Below are 17,848 nucleotides of genomic sequence, written 5' to 3'. Positions count from 1 at the left end.
TTCGGCTGCCCGGCCGACCGTTCGCCGTACGGGCATGCGTGCGTACGCGTACGCGCGTACGACAGTGCCCTGCCCGGGCAGCGGAATTCAAACCGGCTGCGCGAACCGGTGCTCCCGATGGCCGAACGGGCGGTAGCCGACGGGCCCGGACGAGGCTGTCAGAAGAGGCTGATGGACGCGAAGTGCAGGGCCGCCTGGGGCATGCCCGACAGGCCGATGCCGGCGAGCGCGGTGAGCGCGATGGCGAGGGCGAGCGGGGCCGGGACGCGCGGGCGCACCACGGTCACGCCCGCGTCACCGGCACCTGCTCCCGTGCCGGAACCCATGGCTCCGACCGGTTCGGCGCCCGCCGCACTGCTCGCCGCCGTACCGGCCGCGACGGCCTCCACGGGGGCCTGTGCCTCCTCGGGCGCGCGGAACAGTACGGCCGTCCACCGCAGGTAGTAGTACAGGGCGATCACGACGTTGAGCGCCATGACGACCGCCAGCCAGCCCAGGCCCGCGTCGACCGCCGCCGAGAAGACCGTCACCTTGGCGAACAGGCCGATGATGCCCGGCGGCAGGCCCGCCAGGCACAGCAGGAAGAAGCCCAGCGCGAGCGCCGCGAGCGGACGCTCGGCGTACAGGCCGCGGTAGTCGGCGATACGGTTCAGCGGCCTCGTACGGGCGACCAGCGCGGCCACCGCGAAGGCGCCGAGGTTCACCACGGCGTACATCAGGGCGTACGCGACGGTCGCGCCGACCTGGGCGTCGCTGGAGTAGCCCGCCGCCGCGATCGGCACCAGCAGATAGCCGGCCTGGCCGACCGAGGACCAGGCGAGCAGCCGGATCGCGCTGTACGCGCGCGTGGCCGACTGCCGCAGTGCGCCCACGTTGCCGATGGTCATGGTCAGCGCGGCCACGACCGCGATCGCCGGGCCCCACACGTCCGCGTACGCCGGGAAGGCGATGACGGTCACCAGGATGAGGCCGGAGAAGCCGACGGCCTTGCCGACGACCGACAGATAGGCGGCGACCGGCAGGGGCGCGCCCACGTAGGTGTCGGGTACCCAGAAGTGGAAGGGGACGGCGGCCGTCTTGAAGGCGAAGCCCACCAGGGTCAGGGCGACGCCGGTCTGGGCGACGGTGTCCAGCTGGTAGGGCACGTCGGCCAGGCGGTTGGCGATCTCGGTGAGGTGCAGGGTGCCGGTCGCCGCGTACACGAAGCTGACGCCGAGCAGCATCACCGCGGTGGCGGTCACCGAGGAGAGGAAGAACTTGAGTGCCGACTCCGAGGAGAGCCGGTCGCCGCGCTTGAGGCCGACGAGCGCGAAGGCCGGCAGCGAGGCGACCTCCAGGGCGACGATCAGAGTGGCCAGGTCACGGGAGGCGGGCAGCAGTGCGGCGCCCGCGGCCGACGAGAGCAGCAGGAACCAGAACTCGCCCGCGGGCAGCTTCTCCTTGGTGTCCGTCATCGACAGCAGCGCGGTGAGCAGGGCGCCGCCGAGCACCAGGAACTGGAGCACCAGCGTGAAGCGGTCGACCGTGTAGCTGCACGCCTCGGGGTTGGTGGTGAGGCAGAAGGTCGAGCGCGTCGACTTGTGGAGCGGAATGAGGAAGAGCAGCGCGGCGACGAGCCCGGCGACCGTGAGCCCGCCGAGCAGCGGCTTGCGCTCCTTCGGCAGGAAGAGGTCGGCGACCAGCACGATCAGTGCGACGGACGCGGTGATCACCGGTGGGGCGATCGCGAGCCAGTCGACGGACTGGACGAAGCTTGCGGCGCCCGGGACGGCTGCGGCGCTGGCGGTACCCACGGCACTTGCGGCGGCCACGGTCACGACTTGCCTCCTGCGAGGAGCTTGTGGACGGCCGGATCGGTGAGGCCGAGAAGGACCGCGGGCCAAAGGCCGGCGAGGACGGTGAGGGCGACGAGCGGGCTCCACGAGGCGACTTCGTACCCCTGGACGTCCATGAGCCGCGGCTCCTGCCGGTCGTCCGGCGCGCCCATGCAGACGCGGCGCACGACGACCAGCAGATACGCGGCGGTGAGCAGCGTGCCGACGGCCGCGATGGACACGAAGGTGAGGAAGGCGGGGCGGCTGAGGCCGTCGGCCGGGTCGAACGCGCCGAACATGGCCAGCATCTCGCCCCAGAACCCGGCCAGTCCCGGCAGTCCGAGCGAGGCGACCGCCGCGAAGGCCAGCAGGCCGCCCAGGCGCGGGGCCCGGCCGTAGAGCGCGGCCCCGGTCGCGCCGGCGAGGGTGTCCAGGTCGGCCGTGCCGTACCGGTCCTTCAGGGCGCCGACGAGGAAGAAGAGCAGGCCGGTGATGAGGCCGTGGGCGATGTTGGCGAAGAGCGCGCCGTTGACGCCGGTCGGGGTCATGCTCGCGATGCCGAGGAGCACGAAGCCCATGTGGCCGACGGAGGAGTACGCGATGAGGCGCTTCAGATCGCCCTTGTTGCCCCGCTTGGCCAGGGCCAGGCAGGCCAGCGAACCGTAGATGATCCCGGCGACCGCGAAAGCGGCGAGATACGGGGCGAACCGGTGCATTCCCTCGGGGGCGATGGGGAGCACGATCCGGACGAAACCGTACGTACCCATCTTCAGCAGCACGCCGGCCAGCAGCACCGAGCCGACCGTCGGCGCGGCGGTGTGGGCGTCCGGCAGCCAGCTGTGCAGCGGCCACATCGGGGTCTTCACGGCGAGCCCGATCCCGATCGCCAAAACGGCGATGACCTGCACCGATGTGGTCATCCCCCGGCCGTTGTCAGTGGCGAGTGCCACCATGTCGAAGGTGCCGGTCTTCAGCCCGATCAGCAGCAGGCCGAGCAGCATCACGACGGAGCCGAGCAGGGTGTAGAGGATGAACTTCCAGGCGGCCGCCTGCCGTTGGTCGCCGCCCCAGCGGGCGATCAGGAAGTACATCGGGATGAGGACCATCTCGAACGCGAGGAAGAACAGCAGCAGGTCGAGGACGGCGAAGGTGGCGAGGGTGCCGGACTCCAGGACGAGCAGCAGGGCGACGAAAGCCTGCGGGGACGGGCCCGCGGGCATCTTGAAATAGCTGTACAGCGCGCAGAGGAAGGTCAGCAGCGCGGTCAGGACGAGAAGGGGGAGCGAGATGCCGTCGATGCCGAGGTGGATGCGCACGTTCAGCGTGGGGATCCACTTGATGTCCGTCGTGGCCTGCATCTTCGACGGGTGGTCCCGGTCGAAGCCGAGCGCCAGGACGATCGCCGCGAGCAGGATCACGCCGGTGACCGTCACGCCGTGGCGGAGCACGGCCTGGCCGGGCGACTTCCCCTTCAGTCCGGGCGGGGCGGGCAGCAGCGCCGCCACCGCGCCGACGAGCGGGCCGACCACGATGAACGCGAGGAGGAACTGCATCACGGACGCGCTGATATCAATCACGGCTCACGATCCGGCGTTGGCGTTGGCAAGGACGACGGCGACGAGCGCCAGGACGGCGGAGCCCGCGAGCAGCGCGCTGAGATAGGTCTGCACATTGCCGGTCTGGGCCTTGCGGACGGCCCAGCCCATCCAGCGCGGCAGGGCTCCCGCGCCTTGGACGTACGTGTCGACGACCTCGCGGTCCAGGAAGCGGACCAGGGAGGCGGCGGCGAGCACGGGTCGGATGAACAGGGCCCGGTAGACCGCGTCGAGGTGGAAGCCGGTGGCCGCGTGGCGGTGCAGCGGGCCGAGCAGCAGTCGGCCCGGGTCGGCCGGGTCGTGCGCGGAGGCGATGTCGCCGTAGGCCGGTTCGTGGCTGGCGATGGCCTCCTCCTCGACCAGGCCCCCGTCCGCCTCCGGGTGGGCGGCGACCGCGCCGATCGGGGTGCGCGCGGCCAGGGCGCTGGTGTGCCGCCAGGTCGCGTATGTGACGAGGCCGCCGACCAGGGCGACACCGGTGGAGAGCACCGAGGTGGTCAGGGCCGGGGTGAGCGCGTGGCCGTCGAACCAGTCGTCGAGGTAGCCGGTGGTGAGGCCGAAGGCGAGCGAGGGAACCGCGAGCACCCACAGGACGGTGTTCATGGCGATCGGCTGGCGGCCGTGGTCGGGGGCCGGGGTGCCCTTGCCGCGGAAGGCCATCAGCCACAGGCGGGTGGCGTACGCGGCGGTGAGCAGGGCCGTGAGCAGCCCGGCGATCAGCACGATCCAGCCGCTGCCCTGCGGGGCGACGGTGCTGTCGCCGAGGGCGGTGTGCTCGGCGGCCGACAGGACGGCTTCCTTGGAGAAGAAGCCGGCGAAGGGAGGGATCGCGGAGAGCGCGAGCAGGGCGACGGTCATCGTCCAGTACGCGTCGGGGATGCGCTGGGCCAGGCCGTCCATGCGGGACATGGCGGACAGCGAGTTGGTGCCGGCCGCGTGGATGATCACGCCGGCCGCGAGGAACAGCAGCGCCTTGAAGGCGCCGTGCGACAGGAGGTGGAAGACGGCCGCGCCGCGGTCGCCGACGGCCAGGGCGCCGGACATGTAGCCGAGCTGACCGATCGTCGAGTAGGCGAGGACGCGCTTGATGTCGTCCTGGGCGAGGGCGGCCAGCGCCGAGCCGACCATCGTGACGGCGGCCATCACGGCGAGCACGGTCAGCGCGGCCGCCGAGGCCGCGAAGACGGGGAGGAGTCGGGCGACGAAGTAGACGCCGGCCGCGACCATCGTCGCGGCGTGGATCAGGGCGGAGACGGGGGTCGGGCCCGCCATCGCGTCGGGCAGCCAGGTGTGCAGCGGGAACTGCGCGGACTTGCCCGCCACGCCGGCCAGCAGCAGCAGGGCGATCAGCGTGGGGTGGTCGATGCCGCCGGTGAGGGCGGCCTGGACGACCCCGGTGATCCGGAACGTACCGGCGTCGGTGGCCAGCGCGAACAGACCGATCAGGAAGGGGACGTCACCGAGCTTGGTGACCAGGAAGGCCTTCAGGGAGGCGGCTCGGGCCTCGGGGGTCTCCCAGTAGTGGCCGACCAGGAAGTACGAGCAGATGCCCATGATCTCCCAGCCGACCAGCAGCACCATCAGGTCGCCGGAGTAGACGACGAGCAGCATCGCGGAGGTGAAGAGGGAGACGAGAGCGGCGTACGAGGGGTAGCGCGGGTCGTCGCGCAGGTACCCGGTCGAATACAGCTGCACACAGGTCGCCACCAGGCCGACCAGGACGGCGACGAGGGCGGCGAAGCCGTCGAGGTGCAGGGCGAGGTCGATGGGGACGGACCCGGTCGGGGTGAGCCGGTGGGAGGCGTCGATCGACTTGCCGCCGCCCTGGTCCACGGCGACGACGACGGCGAGGACGAACGCGGCCAGCGTCGGCAGCACGGCCAGCGGACGCACATAACCGGGGGCGGTGCGGCCCAGCAGCAGTCCGGCGGCCGCGCCCAGGAACGGAAGGAGGGGGACGAGGACGGCGAGGGTGGTGGTGGTCACGCGGCTGCCTCAGCCTTCTGTGCCGGGGCGGCGGGGTCGTCGGGGCCGGAGCCCTCGGCGGTGTCGCGGAGCTTGTCGATGTCCGCGGTGCCCCGGTTGCGGTACACCGCCAGGACGATCGCCAAGCCGATGCCGATCTCGGCGGCGGCGATGGCGATGGTGAACAGGGTGAGCGCCTGTCCGGCGTGCAGGGTGTCGCGCAGCCAGACGTCGAAGGCGACGAGGTTGAGGTTGACGGCGTTGAGCATCAGCTCGACGGACATCAGGACGAGGATCGCGTTGCGGCGCGCGAGCACTCCGTACACACCGGTGCAGAAGAGGAGGACGGCGAGCCCGGCCGGATAGATCAGGTGCATCAGCGCTGCTCCTTGTCTCTGGGGGCGTCGCCCAGGGTGCCGCTCGGGTCGCCGCCCTTGCGGGACATGACGATCGCGCCGACGAGGGCGGCGAGAAGGAGGACGGAGAGCGCTTCGAACGGCAGCACCCAGTGGCGGAACAGGATCGAGCCGGAGACCTTGGTCGAGCCCTGGCCGGGGCCGTCGAGGTTGATCCAGGTCGTACGGAAGGCGTCCACCACGACCCAGAAGAGGGAGCCGGCGGCGGCCAGGGCGACGAGGAGGGCGGCCCACCGGTTGCCGGAGTCGGCGTCCGGGGAGCGGCCGATCGGCGCCTTGGTGAGCATCAGTCCGAACAGGAGGAGGACGACGACGGAACCGACGTAGATCAGTACCTGCACCCAGGCGATGAACTCGGCGGTGAGCAGGAGGTACTCGACGGCGATGCCGCCGAGCGCCACGACCAGCCAGAGGGCGGCGTGCACCAGCTGCTTGGTCGTGACCGTGAGGACGGCCGCGCCGAAGGTGACCGCGCCGACGAGGAGGAACGCGATCTCCACGCCGGTCGGGGAGAGGAAGCCGTGGTGCACCGGGTGGTGCCCGGCGGCGAGGAGGTGCATCATGCCGGGCCCTCCTCGGCCTCGGGGGCGGACTCGGCGGCCGGGTCGGCCGACGCGGCCTGCGCCGCCTCGGCAGCCTCCGCGGCCTCGGCCGCGGCGAGCTTCTCGGCTGCCTTGCGGGCCGCGGCGATCTCCTTGGGCTCCTCGGCGCCCGGGTCCAGTGCGGGCGGGGCCGGGACGGTCCACATCCAGTCGCGGAGCTTGTCGCGCTCGTGGGTGAGCTCGTGGATGTCCGTCTCCGCGTACTCGAACTCGGGCGACCAGAACAGCGCGTCGAAAGGACACACCTCGATGCAGATACCGCAGTACATACAGAGGGAGAAGTCGATGGCGAAGCGGTCGAGGACGTTGCGGCTGCGCTCGCGGCCGCCGGGGGCGGCGGCCGGGATCGTCTCCTTGTGGGAGTCGATGTAGATGCACCAGTCGGGGCACTCGCGGGCGCAGAGCATGCAGACCGTGCAGTTCTCCTCGAACAGGCCGATCACTCCGCGGCTGCGCGGCGGGAGTTCGGGCTGGACGTCCGGGTACTGCGCGGTGACCGTCTTCTTGGTCATCGTGCGCAGCGTCACGGCGAGTCCCTTGGCCAGGCCGGACCCGGGGAAGCGGGACCGGGCGGGCGGGAGCGACGCAGCCATCAGTTGATCGCCACCTTCACGATGCCGGTGAGCGCGATCTGCGCGAGAGCGAGCGGGATGAGTGTGGTCCAGGCGAGCTTCTGGAGCTGGTCCTCGCGCAGCCGGGGATAGCTGACGCGGAGCCAGATGACGACGAAGGCGAGGAGCGCGGTCTTGAGGAGCGTCCAGACCCAGCCGAGCCCGTCGGCGCCGAAGGGGCCGTGCCAGCCGCCCAGGAACAGGACGGTGGTGAGGCCGCACAGGACGACGATCCCGGCGTACTCGGCGAGGAGGAAGAGGGCGAAGCGCAGGCCCGTGTACTCGGTGTACGCGCCGAAGATGATCTCGGAGTCGGCGACGGGCATGTCGAAGGGCGGGCGCTGCAGTTCGGCGAGCCCGGCGGTGAAGAAGACCAGGGCGCCGACGATCTGCCAGGGCAGCCACCACCACTCGAAGGCGTTGAGGATGCCGGGGAGGGAGACGGTGCCCGCCGCCATCGCCACGGAGGCGGCGGCGAGCAGCATCGGCAGCTCGTACGCGAGGAGCTGGGCGGCGGTGCGCAGTCCGCCGAGGAGGGAGAACTTGTTGGCGGAGGCCCAGCCGGCCATGAGCGAGCCGAGTACGCCGACGCCCATGACGGCGAGTACGAAGAAGATGCCCGCGTCGACCACCTGGCCGACGGCGCCCTCGCTCGGGCCGACGGGGATCGCGACCAGGACGAGGAGGTACGGGAGCAGGGCGACGGCGGGGGCGAGCTGGAAGACGCGACGGTCGGCGTCGGCCGGGACCACGTCCTCCTTCTGCGCGAACTTCACACCGTCGGCGACGAGCTGGGCCCAGCCGTGGAAGCCGCCGGCGTACATCGGGCCGAGGCGGCCCTGCATATGGGCCATGACCTTGTGCTCGGTCTGCCCGATGACCAGCGGCAGGACGAGGAACACGGCGAAGACGACGAGGAGCCGGAGGGCGACGTCGAGTGCGTCGTTCACGCGGGTTCGCCTCCGGCGGGGGTGTCGGGGTCGGTGTGGGTGTCGGTGTGGGTGCCGGTGTCACGGTCGCGCGTGGCGGGCCCGGCCGGGTCGGCTGCGGCTTCCGGTGCGGAGGGCCGGGCTTCGGCGGGCGCCGGGGTTCCGGCCTCGGCACCGGGTTCGCCCTCGGCCTCGGCCTCGGGTGCGGCTTCGGGTGCGGGGGGCCCGGCTTCGGTGGGCGCCGGGGTTCCGGGCCTGGCACCGGCCCCGCTCCGGGCCTCGGGGTCGACCTCGGGCTTCGGGGTCGGGGCGGCCGGGGTCGGTTCGGCCGGCGTCGGCGCGGCCGGGGTCGGCGGTTCCGTACGGGCCGGCGCGGCCGGGGACGGCGGGGCGTCGTCGAACGCCGGGCGCGGGTTGTTCCAGGGCGCGTCCGTGCTGCGGGTGCGCGGCGGGGCGGTGGGCTCGGGGCGGGCCGAAGGCTGGGCCTGGGAGGCCGAGCCCTCGGAGGCGCTGCGGGTGCGGCGCGGCGCCGGACCGGCGGTGGGCGCGGTTCGGGGTGCGGCCTCCGGGGCGGGTGTGCCGCCCAGGGCTCGTGTGCCCTCCGGAGCCGGTGTGGTCTCCGGAGCCGGTGTTCCCTCCGGGGCCGGTGTGCCGCCCGGGGCGCGTGTGCCCTCCGGGGCCGGTTTGGGCTCCGGAGCCGGTGTGGTCTCCGGTGTCTGGGACGCCGAGCCCTCCGAGGCGGTGCGGGTGCGGCGCGGGCGCGGAGTGGGGGTCTCCGGGGCCGGGGCCTCGGTCGCCGACATGGTCTCTGCCGCCTGGGGGGCTTCCGGCGCCTGGGATGCCGAGCCCTGCGATGCGCTGCGGGCGCGGCGCGGGGTCGGGGCTGCGCCCTCGGCCGCCGTCTGGGACGCGGAGCCCTCCGTGACCGTACGGGTGCGGCGGGCCGGGCGGTCTCCGGCCGCGCGCGGGGTGCGGGCCGGGGCGGGCGGAAGCTGGCCCTTCAGAGGGCCCCACTCGTTCGGGTCCGGGACGCCGGGCGGGAGCATCTGGCGACGCTTCGGGCCGCCGTGCTCCGACTCCCCCGGCTCCTTCGCGCCCGGCCACGCCTTGGCGACCCGCGCCGCGAGGACGAAGTCCTTGCGCAGCGGGTGGCCCTCGAAGCCCTCGGGAAGGAGGAGCGGGACCAGGTTCGGGTGGCCCTCGAACGTGACGCCGAACATCTCGTGCGTCTCGCGCTCGTGCCAGGCGGCGCCCGCGTACACGTCCACGGCCGAGGGCAGGACGGGAGCGGTGTGCGGCACGGTGGTACGGACGAGGAGGCGGCGGACGCGGCGGCCTTCCAGGGAGACGACGTGCGCGCAGACCCGGAAGCCGGTGCCCGGCTCGTCGACCGCGCTGAGCCAGTCGAAGTACGTGCAGCCCACCTTGTCCCGGGCGATCTCCAGGGCAGGAATCCACGAGCCGGCGGGGACGTCGACGGTGAGGAGGCCGTACGCCTCCTCGGCGGTGGCCTCCTCGCCGAAGATCTCCGTGACGGCGTCGGGCAGACGGTCGTACGCGGTCACTGCGCGGCCCCCGGGGTCGGCGTGTCGCCCTCGGTGGAACCGGTGGAACCGGTTGCCTCGGTGGAACCGGTGGAACCGGTTGCCTCGGTGGAACCGGCTGTTTCGGTGGAGCCGGTTGTTTCGGTGGACCCGATGGACCCGGCGCCCTCCGCCGCCCCGTTCACAGGAGCGGCCGTCGTCGGAGGCGCCGTCACCAACCCGCTCGTGAGCTGGGCCGTCGTCGCCCGCGTCGCGTAGCGCTCGCTCAGGGACTCGCGGGCGATCTTCTCCTGGAGTTTGAGGATGCCCTGGAGGAGGGCCTCGGGGCGGGGCGGGCAGCCGGGGACGTAGACGTCGACGGGGATGATCTGGTCGACGCCCTTGGTCACCGAGTACGAGTCCCAGTACGGGCCGCCGCAGTTGGAGCAAGCGCCGAAGGAGATGACGTACTTCGGCTCGGGCATCTGCTCGTACAGCCGCTTCACCGCCGGGGCCATCTTGTCCGTCACCGTGCCGGAGACGATCATGAGGTCCGCCTGGCGCGGGCCGGGCGCGAAGGGGATCACGCCGAGGCGGATGAAGTCGTGGCGGGCCATCGAGGCCGCGATGAACTCGATGGCGCAGCAGGCGAGTCCGAAGTTGAACACCCAGAGGCTGTAGCGGCGGCCCCAGTTGAGGACCACCTTCATCGGCTCGGGTGCCAGGCGCGAGAGCACGCCCAGGCGCTGGCCCTGCACGGCCGAGGCCCCGGCGGGCGCCGGGGCGCCGTTTTCGGCCACGGTCGGCGTGGGCAGGAACCGGGGATCCGGAGTCGTCACGTCCATTCCAGGACGCCCTTCTTCCATGCGTAGAGCAGTCCCACGGCCAGGAAGCCGAGGAAGATGAACATCTCGACCAGCGTGGCCGCGCCGAATCCGGGAGCGGCGAAGACCGTCGCCCACGGGAAGAGGAAGATCGAGTCGACGGCGAAGATCACGTACAGGAAGGCATAGACGTAGTAGCGCACTTGCGTGTGCGCCCAGCCCTCGCCGACGGGGTCCACTCCGCACTCGTACGTGAGCAGCTTCTCCGGCGTCGGGACCACTGGCCGCAGCAGCCGTCCGGCCCCGAAGGCCACCGCGACGAAGAGCACGCCGACGACGGCGAGCAGTCCGACGACCGAATAGCTGTGGAAGTAGTCCGCCGACAGCTGGCGTACGGTCGGTTCCGGCACGTCCGCCCCTCGCTCCCTGACCTCGTTGCGTTCGTTGCGGTCTGTTCGACGATCTGTACGCACGGGAGTCTAGGCCCTGCTAAGGACGGCGTAAGCAGGTGTCTCACGCAGGTTGCACACCTGACACCTGGGCGGCGGCGTCCCAGCGGGCACCGCCGCCGTGTCCGGAACTGGACCCCGGGCGCGACCTGGTCGCAGCGGGGTGCGCGGGCCCGGGAGGGTGTGGTGAGTGGCGGGGGTGGGGTTTTCCCCCGCCCGAACCGGCATAGCTACCCCATGGCGCCCGGCCGCGCGGCCCGGCAGGCTTGCCTACATGACCAGCACCTTCCGCGACGAGCCGCAGCCTGGCCGCCGCTCCGGCCGACGGCCGGGACGGCCGGGACGGCCGAAGAGCAGGCCGTACGACGGGCCGCACGGGCGGCCGTACGACGGGCCGTCGGACCAGCCGTACGACCAACCGCATGGACAGTCGTACGAACAGCCGTACGAGCAGTCGTACGACGATGTCGACAGGCCGCCGCCCGCGCGGTTCGCCTATGACCGGCGGACCTGGAAGGAGATCACGCATCTCCTCGCCAATCTGCCGATGGGGCTCATCGGCTTCGTCTACGTGGCCGTGCTGGTCTTCACCGGCGTGGGGCTCTCGGTCACGGTGATCGGTCTGCCGCTGCTGGCGGTCGGCCTGGTCGGCGCCCGCCAGCTGGGCAAGCTGGAACGCGCGCGGGCGCGCGCGCTGCTCGGCGTACGGATCGAGGAGCCCACGCCGATCCCGGCGCGCGCGCTGCGGCCGGGGGCGCGCGGTGGGGCCATGCGCTGGCTCTGGACGAGCCTGAAGGACCCGGTGGGCTGGCGGAACGTGCTGTACGAGTTCATCCGGCTGCCCTGGGGCGTGCTGACCTTCGCCGTCACCACGGTCAGCCTGTTCGTGGCGTGGCCGGTGCTCGGGTTCGTCGCGCGGGCGCTCACCAACGTGGACCGGATGATGGTGCGCGCGCTGCTCTCGCCATCGGACGACCTGGAGCGGCGGATCGCCGAGCTGGAGTCGGACCGGGGGGTGGTCGTGGACACGGCGGCGGCCGATCTGCGCCGGATCGAACGCGATCTGCACGACGGCGCCCAGGCCCGGCTCGTCGCCCTCGCCATGGGCCTCGGCCTCGCCAAGGAGAAGCTCCTGGAGGACCCGGACGCGGCGGCGGCGATGGTCGACGAGGCGCACGGCGAGGTCAAGCTGGCGCTCCAGGAGCTGCGTGACCTGGCGCGCGGCATCCATCCGGCGGTCCTCACCGACCGCGGTCTGGACGCCGCCCTGTCGTCGGTCGCCTCTCGCTGCACGGTGCCGGTGAAGGTGGAGGTGGATCTGCCGGGGCGGCCGGTGCCGGCCATCGAGGGCATCGCGTACTTCACCGTCTCCGAGCTCCTCCAGAACATCAGCAAGCACAGCGGTGCGCGGGCTGCCTCGGTGGAGGTGTGGCGGACGGGCGACCGGCTGCTCATCCAGGTCGAGGACGACGGGCGCGGTGGGGCGCGGCTCGACGGGGGTACGGGGATGGCGGGGCTGGCCGAGCGGCTGGGGGCGGTGGACGGGTTGTTCGTCCTCGACTCGCCGGTCGGGGGGCCGACGGTCGTGACGGCGGAGCTTCCGTGGCGGGCGTAGCCCGGTATTCGCCTGCGGGGCCGTCTGTGGCTGATCGCGCAGTTCCCCGCGCCCCTGATGTGCCCGGACTTTGTCTGCGGGTGTGTGGTGGGCTGGTCGCGCAGTTCCCCGCGCCCCTAGGTGGTTCGTCAGCTGCGGGTCCGTGGCCGCTTCTCGCGGCCCTTGGGTAGTTCGTCGGCCGCGGGTCGGTGGCCGCTTCTCGCGCCGTTCCCCGCGCCCCTGAGGGGTCGGGCCTAGCCGGAGATGTCAGCTCGGCCATGGGGGGCTCGGTGGGGGTCTCAGCCTTCGGGACCTGCTCAGCCACCGGCTTTTAGGGGCGCGGGGAACTGCGCGAGCAACCGGCCACCGGCCCGCAGACGAAGGCCGGGCGCAAAAGGGGGCACGGGGACCCGCCCGAGGGACCGGACTACCCAGGGGCGCGGGGAACTGCGCGACCAGCCCACCAGGCACCCGCAGATGAAGGCCAGGCGCAAGAAGGGGCGCGGGAAACTGCGCGGCCGGCCGTCCACCGAGCCGCAGACAAAGGGCCGACCCCGGCCCAGGGTAGGGAAAACCCCCCGTTGGAGACGGTGACCGGCTCCATGGTCGGGGGCGAGCGGGTCAAGCAGACTCGTACGTACGAGAACGCGGCCACGCGTACATCTGGGGAAACGGAACGGACGGACCGATGATCATGGAGACGGAGTACGGGCGGCGGCGGCCGGCGCGGCAGCACTTCCTTCCGCCGGCGCTGCGCGCGCCGCTGGAGGCCCGGACGTTCCGTGAGTTCGGCTATCTGCTGCTCAGCCTGCCGATCAGCATCGTCGCCTTCACCTGGGCCATCGTCATGGTGTCGCTCAGCGCCGGACTGCTGATCACCTTCCTCGGCATCCCAGTGCTCGCGCTCGGGCTCGTCGGCTGCCGCGCCCTCGGCGCGCTGGAGCGCGGCCGGGCGCGGGCGCTGCTCGGCGTGGACGTGCCGGCGCCGCAGCCCGTACGCGGCAAGAGCGGGATGGCCTGGATCGGGGCGGTCCTGAAGAGCGGGGTGTCCTGGCGCCACCTGCTCTACTCGGTGCTGCACTTCCCGTGGGCGGTCTTCTCCTTCGTCGTCTCGCTGACGCTGTGGGTGAACGGGTGGGGGCTGCTGACGTATCCGCTGTGGTACTGGGTCTTCCCCACGTACGCCGGCCAGGACGGCATGCAGCTGTACGGGGACGGGACGCACAACTTCTACTTGGACTCGCCGTTCGAGCTCACCGTGACCACGCTGGTCGGACTGGTCATCACGCTCGCCGTGCCGTGGGTCATCCGGGCGCTGACGTACGTCGACCGGGGGCTGCTCTTCGGGCTGCTCGGGCCGTCGCGGCTGGAGGAGCGGGTGGTGGAGCTGGAGTCCGACCGGGGCGTGGTCGTCGACACCTCGGCGGCGGACCTGCGGCGCATCGAGCGGGATCTGCACGACGGGGCGCAGGCGCGGCTGGTCGCCCTCGCGATGGATCTGGGGCTGGCGAAGGAGAAGCTGACCGAGGATCCGCACGCGGCGGCGCGGATGGTGGACTCGGCGCACGGCGAGGTGAAGGTGGCGCTTCAGGAGCTGCGCGACCTGGCGCGCGGCATCCATCCGGCGGTCCTCACCGACCGCGGCCTCGACGCCGCCCTGTCCTCGGTCGCCTCGCGCTGCACGGTGCCGGTGCAGGTGGAGGTGGATCTGCCGGGGCGGCCGGTGCCGGCCATCGAGGGAATCGCGTACTTCACCGTCTCCGAGCTCCTCCAGAACGTGAGCAAGCACAGCGGGGCGAGCCGGGCCGGGGTCGATGTGTGGCGGGCTCAGGACCGGCTGATGTTGCAGGTCACGGACAACGGGCGGGGCGGGGCCTCGGCGGCCGGCGGGTCCGGGCTCGCGGGGTTGGCGGAGCGGCTGGACGCGGTGGACGGGATTCTGGTGGTGGATTCGCCTCCGGGCGGGCCTACGACGGTTACGGCGGAGCTGCCGTGGCGGGCGTAGCCCGCGGAACGAGGGGGTCGAGCGGGGCCTTCGGCCCCCCACACCCCCTTTCGTCTGCGGGTGAGTGGTCGGCTGGTCGCGCCGTTCCCCGCGCGCCCTTTTTGGCCCGGTCTTTGTCTGCGGGTGAGTGGGGGGCTGGTCGCGCAGTTCCCCGCGCCCCTAGGTGGTTCGTCGGCCGCGGGTCGGTGGCCGCCTCTCGCGCCGATCCCCGCGCCCCCAGGTAGTTCGTCGGCCGCGGGCCGGTGGCCGCCTCCCGCGCCGTTCCCCGCGCCCCCAGGTAGTCACGGGGCGCGGGGAACCGCGCGAGCAGCCCGCCCCCCCCAGCCGCAGACAAAGTCCGGGCCCAGATTTCCCGCAGCGCGGTCCGGATGCTGGGATGCTTGGTGTGGGCACCGTCGTCGGGCGGGGGCTCAGTCGAGCATTACCTAGCCGGGGGGCTGCAGATCGTGGAGGACAGGGTGCGGGTCGTCATCGCCGAGGATTCAGTGCTGCTTCGGGAGGGACTGACCCGCCTGCTGACCGACCGGGGGCACGACGTCGTCGCCGGGGTCGGCGACGGAGACGCGCTGGTCAAGACCGTCGGCGAGCTCGCCGACCAGAACGCGCTGCCGGACGTGGTGGTCGCGGACGTACGGATGCCGCCCACCCACACGGACGAGGGCGTACGGGCCGCGGTGCTGCTGCGCAAGCTCCACCCCGGAATCGGGGTACTCGTGCTGTCGCAGTACGTGGAGGAGCAGTACGCCACCGAACTGCTGGCCGGTTCCAGCCGCGGCGTGGGCTATCTGCTCAAGGACCGCGTCGCCGAGGTCAGGGAGTTCGTGGACGCGGTCGTCAGGGTCGCGCAGGGCGGTACCGCCCTGGATCCCGAGGTCGTCGCCCAGCTGCTCGGCCGCAGCCGCAAGCAGGACGTACTGGCCGGGCTCACACCGCGCGAGCGCGAGGTCCTCGGTCTGATGGCCGAGGGGCGGACCAACAACGCGATCGCGAAACAGCTGGTCGTGAGCGACGGCGCCGTCGAGAAGCACGTGAGCAACATCTTTCTGAAGCTCGGTCTCTCCCCAAGTGACGGGGACCACCGACGGGTACTCGCGGTACTGACCTATCTCAATTCCTGAACACCTGACACCCTGTCAGGTGCGTCGGGCGGGGGCAGGGGACCAGAACCGAAGAACGAGCGAGGGGCGTCTTACCAGAAGGAGCCGGGGGGCGACTGAAATATGACAAACCGGGGCATTGGACCATCTCAAAAGGGTGTCCGGGATGCGATCCATCCAAGGAAGGCGACCCTTACAGACGTAGGGTGGACTTTGGAGCGACCGGTTCTCCGGGCGCGCCCGAGCAGCCCGTCCCAGGGAGGTCCAGTTCAGTGACCAGCCAGGTCAGTACGTCAGCCGAGCAGGCAGACGGGGCCGAAGAGGCCGTCGTCGGCGAGCAGCGCAAACCCGTGGGCCACAAAGAGGTCAGGCGCCTCGACCGGGTGATCATCCGGTTCGCGGGTGATTCGGGTGACGGTATGCAGCTCACGGGTGACCGGTTCACTTCGGAGACCGCCTCGTTCGGCAACGATCTGTCCACCCTGCCGAACTTCCCCGCCGAGATCCGCGCCCCCGCAGGCACCCTGCCCGGCGTCTCCAGCTTCCAGCTCCACTTCGCCGACCACGACATCCTCACCCCCGGCGACGCACCCAACGTCCTCGTCGCCATGAACCCCGCCGCCCTCAAAGCCAACCTGGCCGACGTCCCCCGCGGCGCGGACATCATCGTCAACACCGACGAGTTCACCAAACGGCCCATGGCCAAGGTCGGATACGAGACCTCGCCGCTCGAAGACGGGACGCTGGAGGCCTACAACGTCCACCCCGTGCCGCTGACCACCCTCACCGTCGAAGCGCTCAAGGAGTTCGGGCTTCCCCGCAAAGAGGCCGAGCGCAGCAAGAACATGTTCGCGCTGGGGCTGCTGAGCTGGATGTACCACCGGCCCACCGAGGCCACCGAGGCCTTCCTGCGGCAGAAGTTCGCCAAGAAGCCGGAGATCGCCGAGGCCAACGTGGCGGCCTTCCGGGCGGGCTGGAACTTCGGCGAGACGACCGAGGACTTCGCCGTCTCCTACGAGGTCGCCCCCGCCACCCGCGCCTTCCCCACCGGCACCTACCGCAACATCTCCGGCAACCTGGCCCTCTCCTACGGACTGATCGCGGCAGGCCAGCAGGCGGATCTGCCGCTCTACCTCGGCTCGTACCCGATCACCCCGGCCTCGGACATCCTGCACGAGCTGTCCAAACACAAGAACTTCGGCGTGCGCACCTTCCAGGCCGAGGACGAGATCGCCGGAATCGGCGCCGCGCTCGGCGCGGCCTTCGGCGGCTCCCTCGCCGTGACGACGACCTCGGGCCCGGGCGTGGCCCTCAAGTCCGAGACCATCGGGCTCGCGGTGTCCCTGGAGCTGCCGCTGCTCATCGTCGACATCCAGCGCGGCGGACCCTCCACCGGCCTGCCCACCAAAACCGAACAAGCCGACCTGCTGCAAGCGATGTACGGGCGCAACGGTGAGGCCCCGGTGCCGATCGTGGCGCCGAAGACCCCGGCGGACTGCTTCGACGCGGCGATCGACGCGGCCCGTATCGCCCTGACCTACCGCACCCCGGTGTTCCTGCTCTCCGACGGCTACCTCGCCAACGGATCCGAGCCCTGGCGCATCCCCGACCTCGACGAACTGCCCGACCTGCGCGTCCAGTTCGCCACCGTGCCCAACCACACCCTCGCCGACGGCACCGAGGTGTTCTGGCCGTACAAGCGCGACCCACAGACCCTCGCCCGGCCCTGGGCCGTGCCCGGCACCCCGGGCCTGGAACACCGTATCGGCGGCATCGAGAAGCAGGACGGCACCGGCAACATCTCGTACGACCCCGCCAACCACGACCTCATGGTCCGCACCCGCCAGGCGAAAATCGACGGCATCGAGGTCCCCGACCTGGACGTGGACGACCCCGACGGCGCCCGCACACTGGTGATCGGGTGGGGCTCCACGTACGGGCCCATCACCGCCGCCGTGCGCCGGCTGCGCGCCGAGGGCGTACCCATCGCGCAAGCCCATCTGCGCCACCTCAACCCCTTCCCGCGCAACCTCGGTGACGCCCTGCGGAGTTACGAGACCGTCGTCGTCCCCGAGATGAACCTCGGCCAGCTCGCCACCCTGATCCGGGCGAAGTACCTGGTGGACGCCCGGTCGTTCACCCAGGTCAACGGCATGCCGTTCAAAGCCGAGCAGCTCGCCACGGTCCTCAAGGAGGCCATCCATGTCTGAGGCGCTCAAGCTGGTCCCGAAGGCCGAGGCCGCCCAGTCCATGAAGGACTTCAAGTCGGACCAGGAAGTGCGCTGGTGCCCCGGCTGCGGCGACTACGCCGTCCTCGCCGCCGTCCAGGGCTTCATGCCCGAACTCGGCCTCGCCAAAGAAAACATCGTCTTCGTCTCCGGCATCGGCTGCTCCAGCCGCTTCCCGTACTACATGAACACCTAC

The 17,848-nt window shown here is 71.6% G+C and carries 14 protein-coding genes and 1 pseudogene; 5 read left to right on the top strand and 10 right to left on the bottom strand.

Features of this window, described 5'->3' with window-relative positions:
- Positions 1 to 158 precede the first annotated feature (158 nt).
- From ABD236_RS18770 to ABD236_RS18725, 10 genes are read right to left on the bottom strand one after another with little or no spacing between them, the layout of a single operon-like run.
- Positions 159 to 1,817: an NADH-quinone oxidoreductase subunit N gene (locus ABD236_RS18770; RefSeq protein WP_425543902.1), complete on the bottom strand. Its 1,659-nt coding sequence runs from the start codon at positions 1,815 to 1,817 to the stop codon at positions 159 to 161.
- Entirely contained in the window at positions 1,814 to 3,367 is a 1,554-nt protein-coding gene (locus ABD236_RS18765; protein WP_344075061.1) for an NADH-quinone oxidoreductase subunit M, read from the bottom strand. The genes ABD236_RS18770 and ABD236_RS18765 overlap by 4 nt, the downstream gene beginning before the upstream one ends.
- Positions 3,368 to 3,394: 27 nt before the next feature.
- The gene (locus tag ABD236_RS18760) at positions 3,395 to 5,395 is read right to left on the bottom strand and encodes an NADH-quinone oxidoreductase subunit 5 family protein (protein WP_344074927.1); all 2,001 of its coding nucleotides are present in this window, start codon (positions 5,393 to 5,395) and stop codon (positions 3,395 to 3,397) included.
- Complete coding sequence (gene nuoK / locus ABD236_RS18755) at positions 5,392 to 5,751, bottom strand: NADH-quinone oxidoreductase subunit NuoK (protein WP_344074926.1); 360 nt, start codon at positions 5,749 to 5,751, stop codon at positions 5,392 to 5,394. Before nuoK ends, ABD236_RS18760 begins: the two co-directional genes overlap by 4 nt.
- On the bottom strand, positions 5,751 to 6,353 hold the full coding sequence (locus ABD236_RS18750; RefSeq protein ID WP_344074925.1) for an NADH-quinone oxidoreductase subunit J family protein: 603 nt from the start codon (positions 6,351 to 6,353) through the stop codon (positions 5,751 to 5,753). Before ABD236_RS18750 ends, nuoK begins: the two co-directional genes overlap by 1 nt.
- Complete coding sequence (locus tag ABD236_RS18745) at positions 6,350 to 6,985, bottom strand: NuoI/complex I 23 kDa subunit family protein (RefSeq protein ID WP_344074924.1); 636 nt, start codon at positions 6,983 to 6,985, stop codon at positions 6,350 to 6,352. Before ABD236_RS18745 ends, ABD236_RS18750 begins: the two co-directional genes overlap by 4 nt.
- Entirely contained in the window at positions 6,985 to 7,953 is a 969-nt protein-coding gene (locus tag ABD236_RS18740; RefSeq protein WP_344074923.1) for a complex I subunit 1/NuoH family protein, read from the bottom strand. The genes ABD236_RS18745 and ABD236_RS18740 overlap by 1 nt, the downstream gene beginning before the upstream one ends.
- Positions 7,950 to 9,497 carry an NADH-quinone oxidoreductase subunit C gene (locus ABD236_RS18735; RefSeq protein ID WP_344074921.1) on the bottom strand — a complete coding sequence of 516 codons (1,548 nt, stop codon included), beginning with the start codon at positions 9,495 to 9,497 and terminating at the stop codon, positions 7,950 to 7,952. The genes ABD236_RS18740 and ABD236_RS18735 overlap by 4 nt, the downstream gene beginning before the upstream one ends.
- Complete coding sequence (locus tag ABD236_RS18730; RefSeq protein ID WP_344074919.1) at positions 9,494 to 10,300, bottom strand: NADH-quinone oxidoreductase subunit B; 807 nt, start codon at positions 10,298 to 10,300, stop codon at positions 9,494 to 9,496. Before ABD236_RS18730 ends, ABD236_RS18735 begins: the two co-directional genes overlap by 4 nt.
- Complete coding sequence (locus ABD236_RS18725) at positions 10,291 to 10,689, bottom strand: NADH-quinone oxidoreductase subunit A (RefSeq protein WP_190092168.1); 399 nt, start codon at positions 10,687 to 10,689, stop codon at positions 10,291 to 10,293. The genes ABD236_RS18730 and ABD236_RS18725 overlap by 10 nt, the downstream gene beginning before the upstream one ends.
- A gap of 313 nt (positions 10,690 to 11,002) precedes the next feature.
- Here ABD236_RS18725 and ABD236_RS18720 point away from each other — a divergent pair, with 313 nt between their 5' ends.
- From ABD236_RS18720 to ABD236_RS18700, 5 genes and pseudogenes are all read left to right on the top strand, one after another.
- Positions 11,003 to 12,343, top strand: a complete 1,341-nt coding sequence (locus ABD236_RS18720) for a sensor domain-containing protein (protein ID WP_344074918.1) — start codon at positions 11,003 to 11,005, stop codon at positions 12,341 to 12,343.
- Between the two features lie 673 nt (positions 12,344 to 13,016).
- Entirely contained in the window at positions 13,017 to 14,327 is a 1,311-nt protein-coding gene (locus tag ABD236_RS18715) for a sensor histidine kinase (protein ID WP_425543906.1), read from the top strand.
- A gap of 458 nt (positions 14,328 to 14,785) precedes the next feature.
- Positions 14,786 to 15,445 carry a response regulator transcription factor gene (locus ABD236_RS18710; RefSeq protein WP_344075060.1) on the top strand — a complete coding sequence of 220 codons (660 nt, stop codon included), beginning with the start codon at positions 14,786 to 14,788 and terminating at the stop codon, positions 15,443 to 15,445.
- 251 nt (positions 15,446 to 15,696) lie between these two features.
- Entirely contained in the window at positions 15,697 to 17,634 is a 1,938-nt protein-coding gene (locus ABD236_RS18705; protein WP_344074916.1) for a 2-oxoacid:acceptor oxidoreductase subunit alpha, read from the top strand.
- Positions 17,627 to 17,848 (top strand): annotated as a pseudogene (locus ABD236_RS18700) (2-oxoacid:ferredoxin oxidoreductase subunit beta); the annotation flags it as partial. The gene ABD236_RS18705 and the pseudogene ABD236_RS18700, both read left to right, overlap by 8 nt.

It is taken from the genome of Streptomyces crystallinus (assembly GCF_039521265.1).
Lineage (GTDB): Bacteria > Actinomycetota > Actinomycetes > Streptomycetales > Streptomycetaceae > Streptomyces > Streptomyces crystallinus.
Note: the sequence above shows the minus strand (reverse complement) of the source record. Positions and strands in the feature narration are given on the sequence as shown.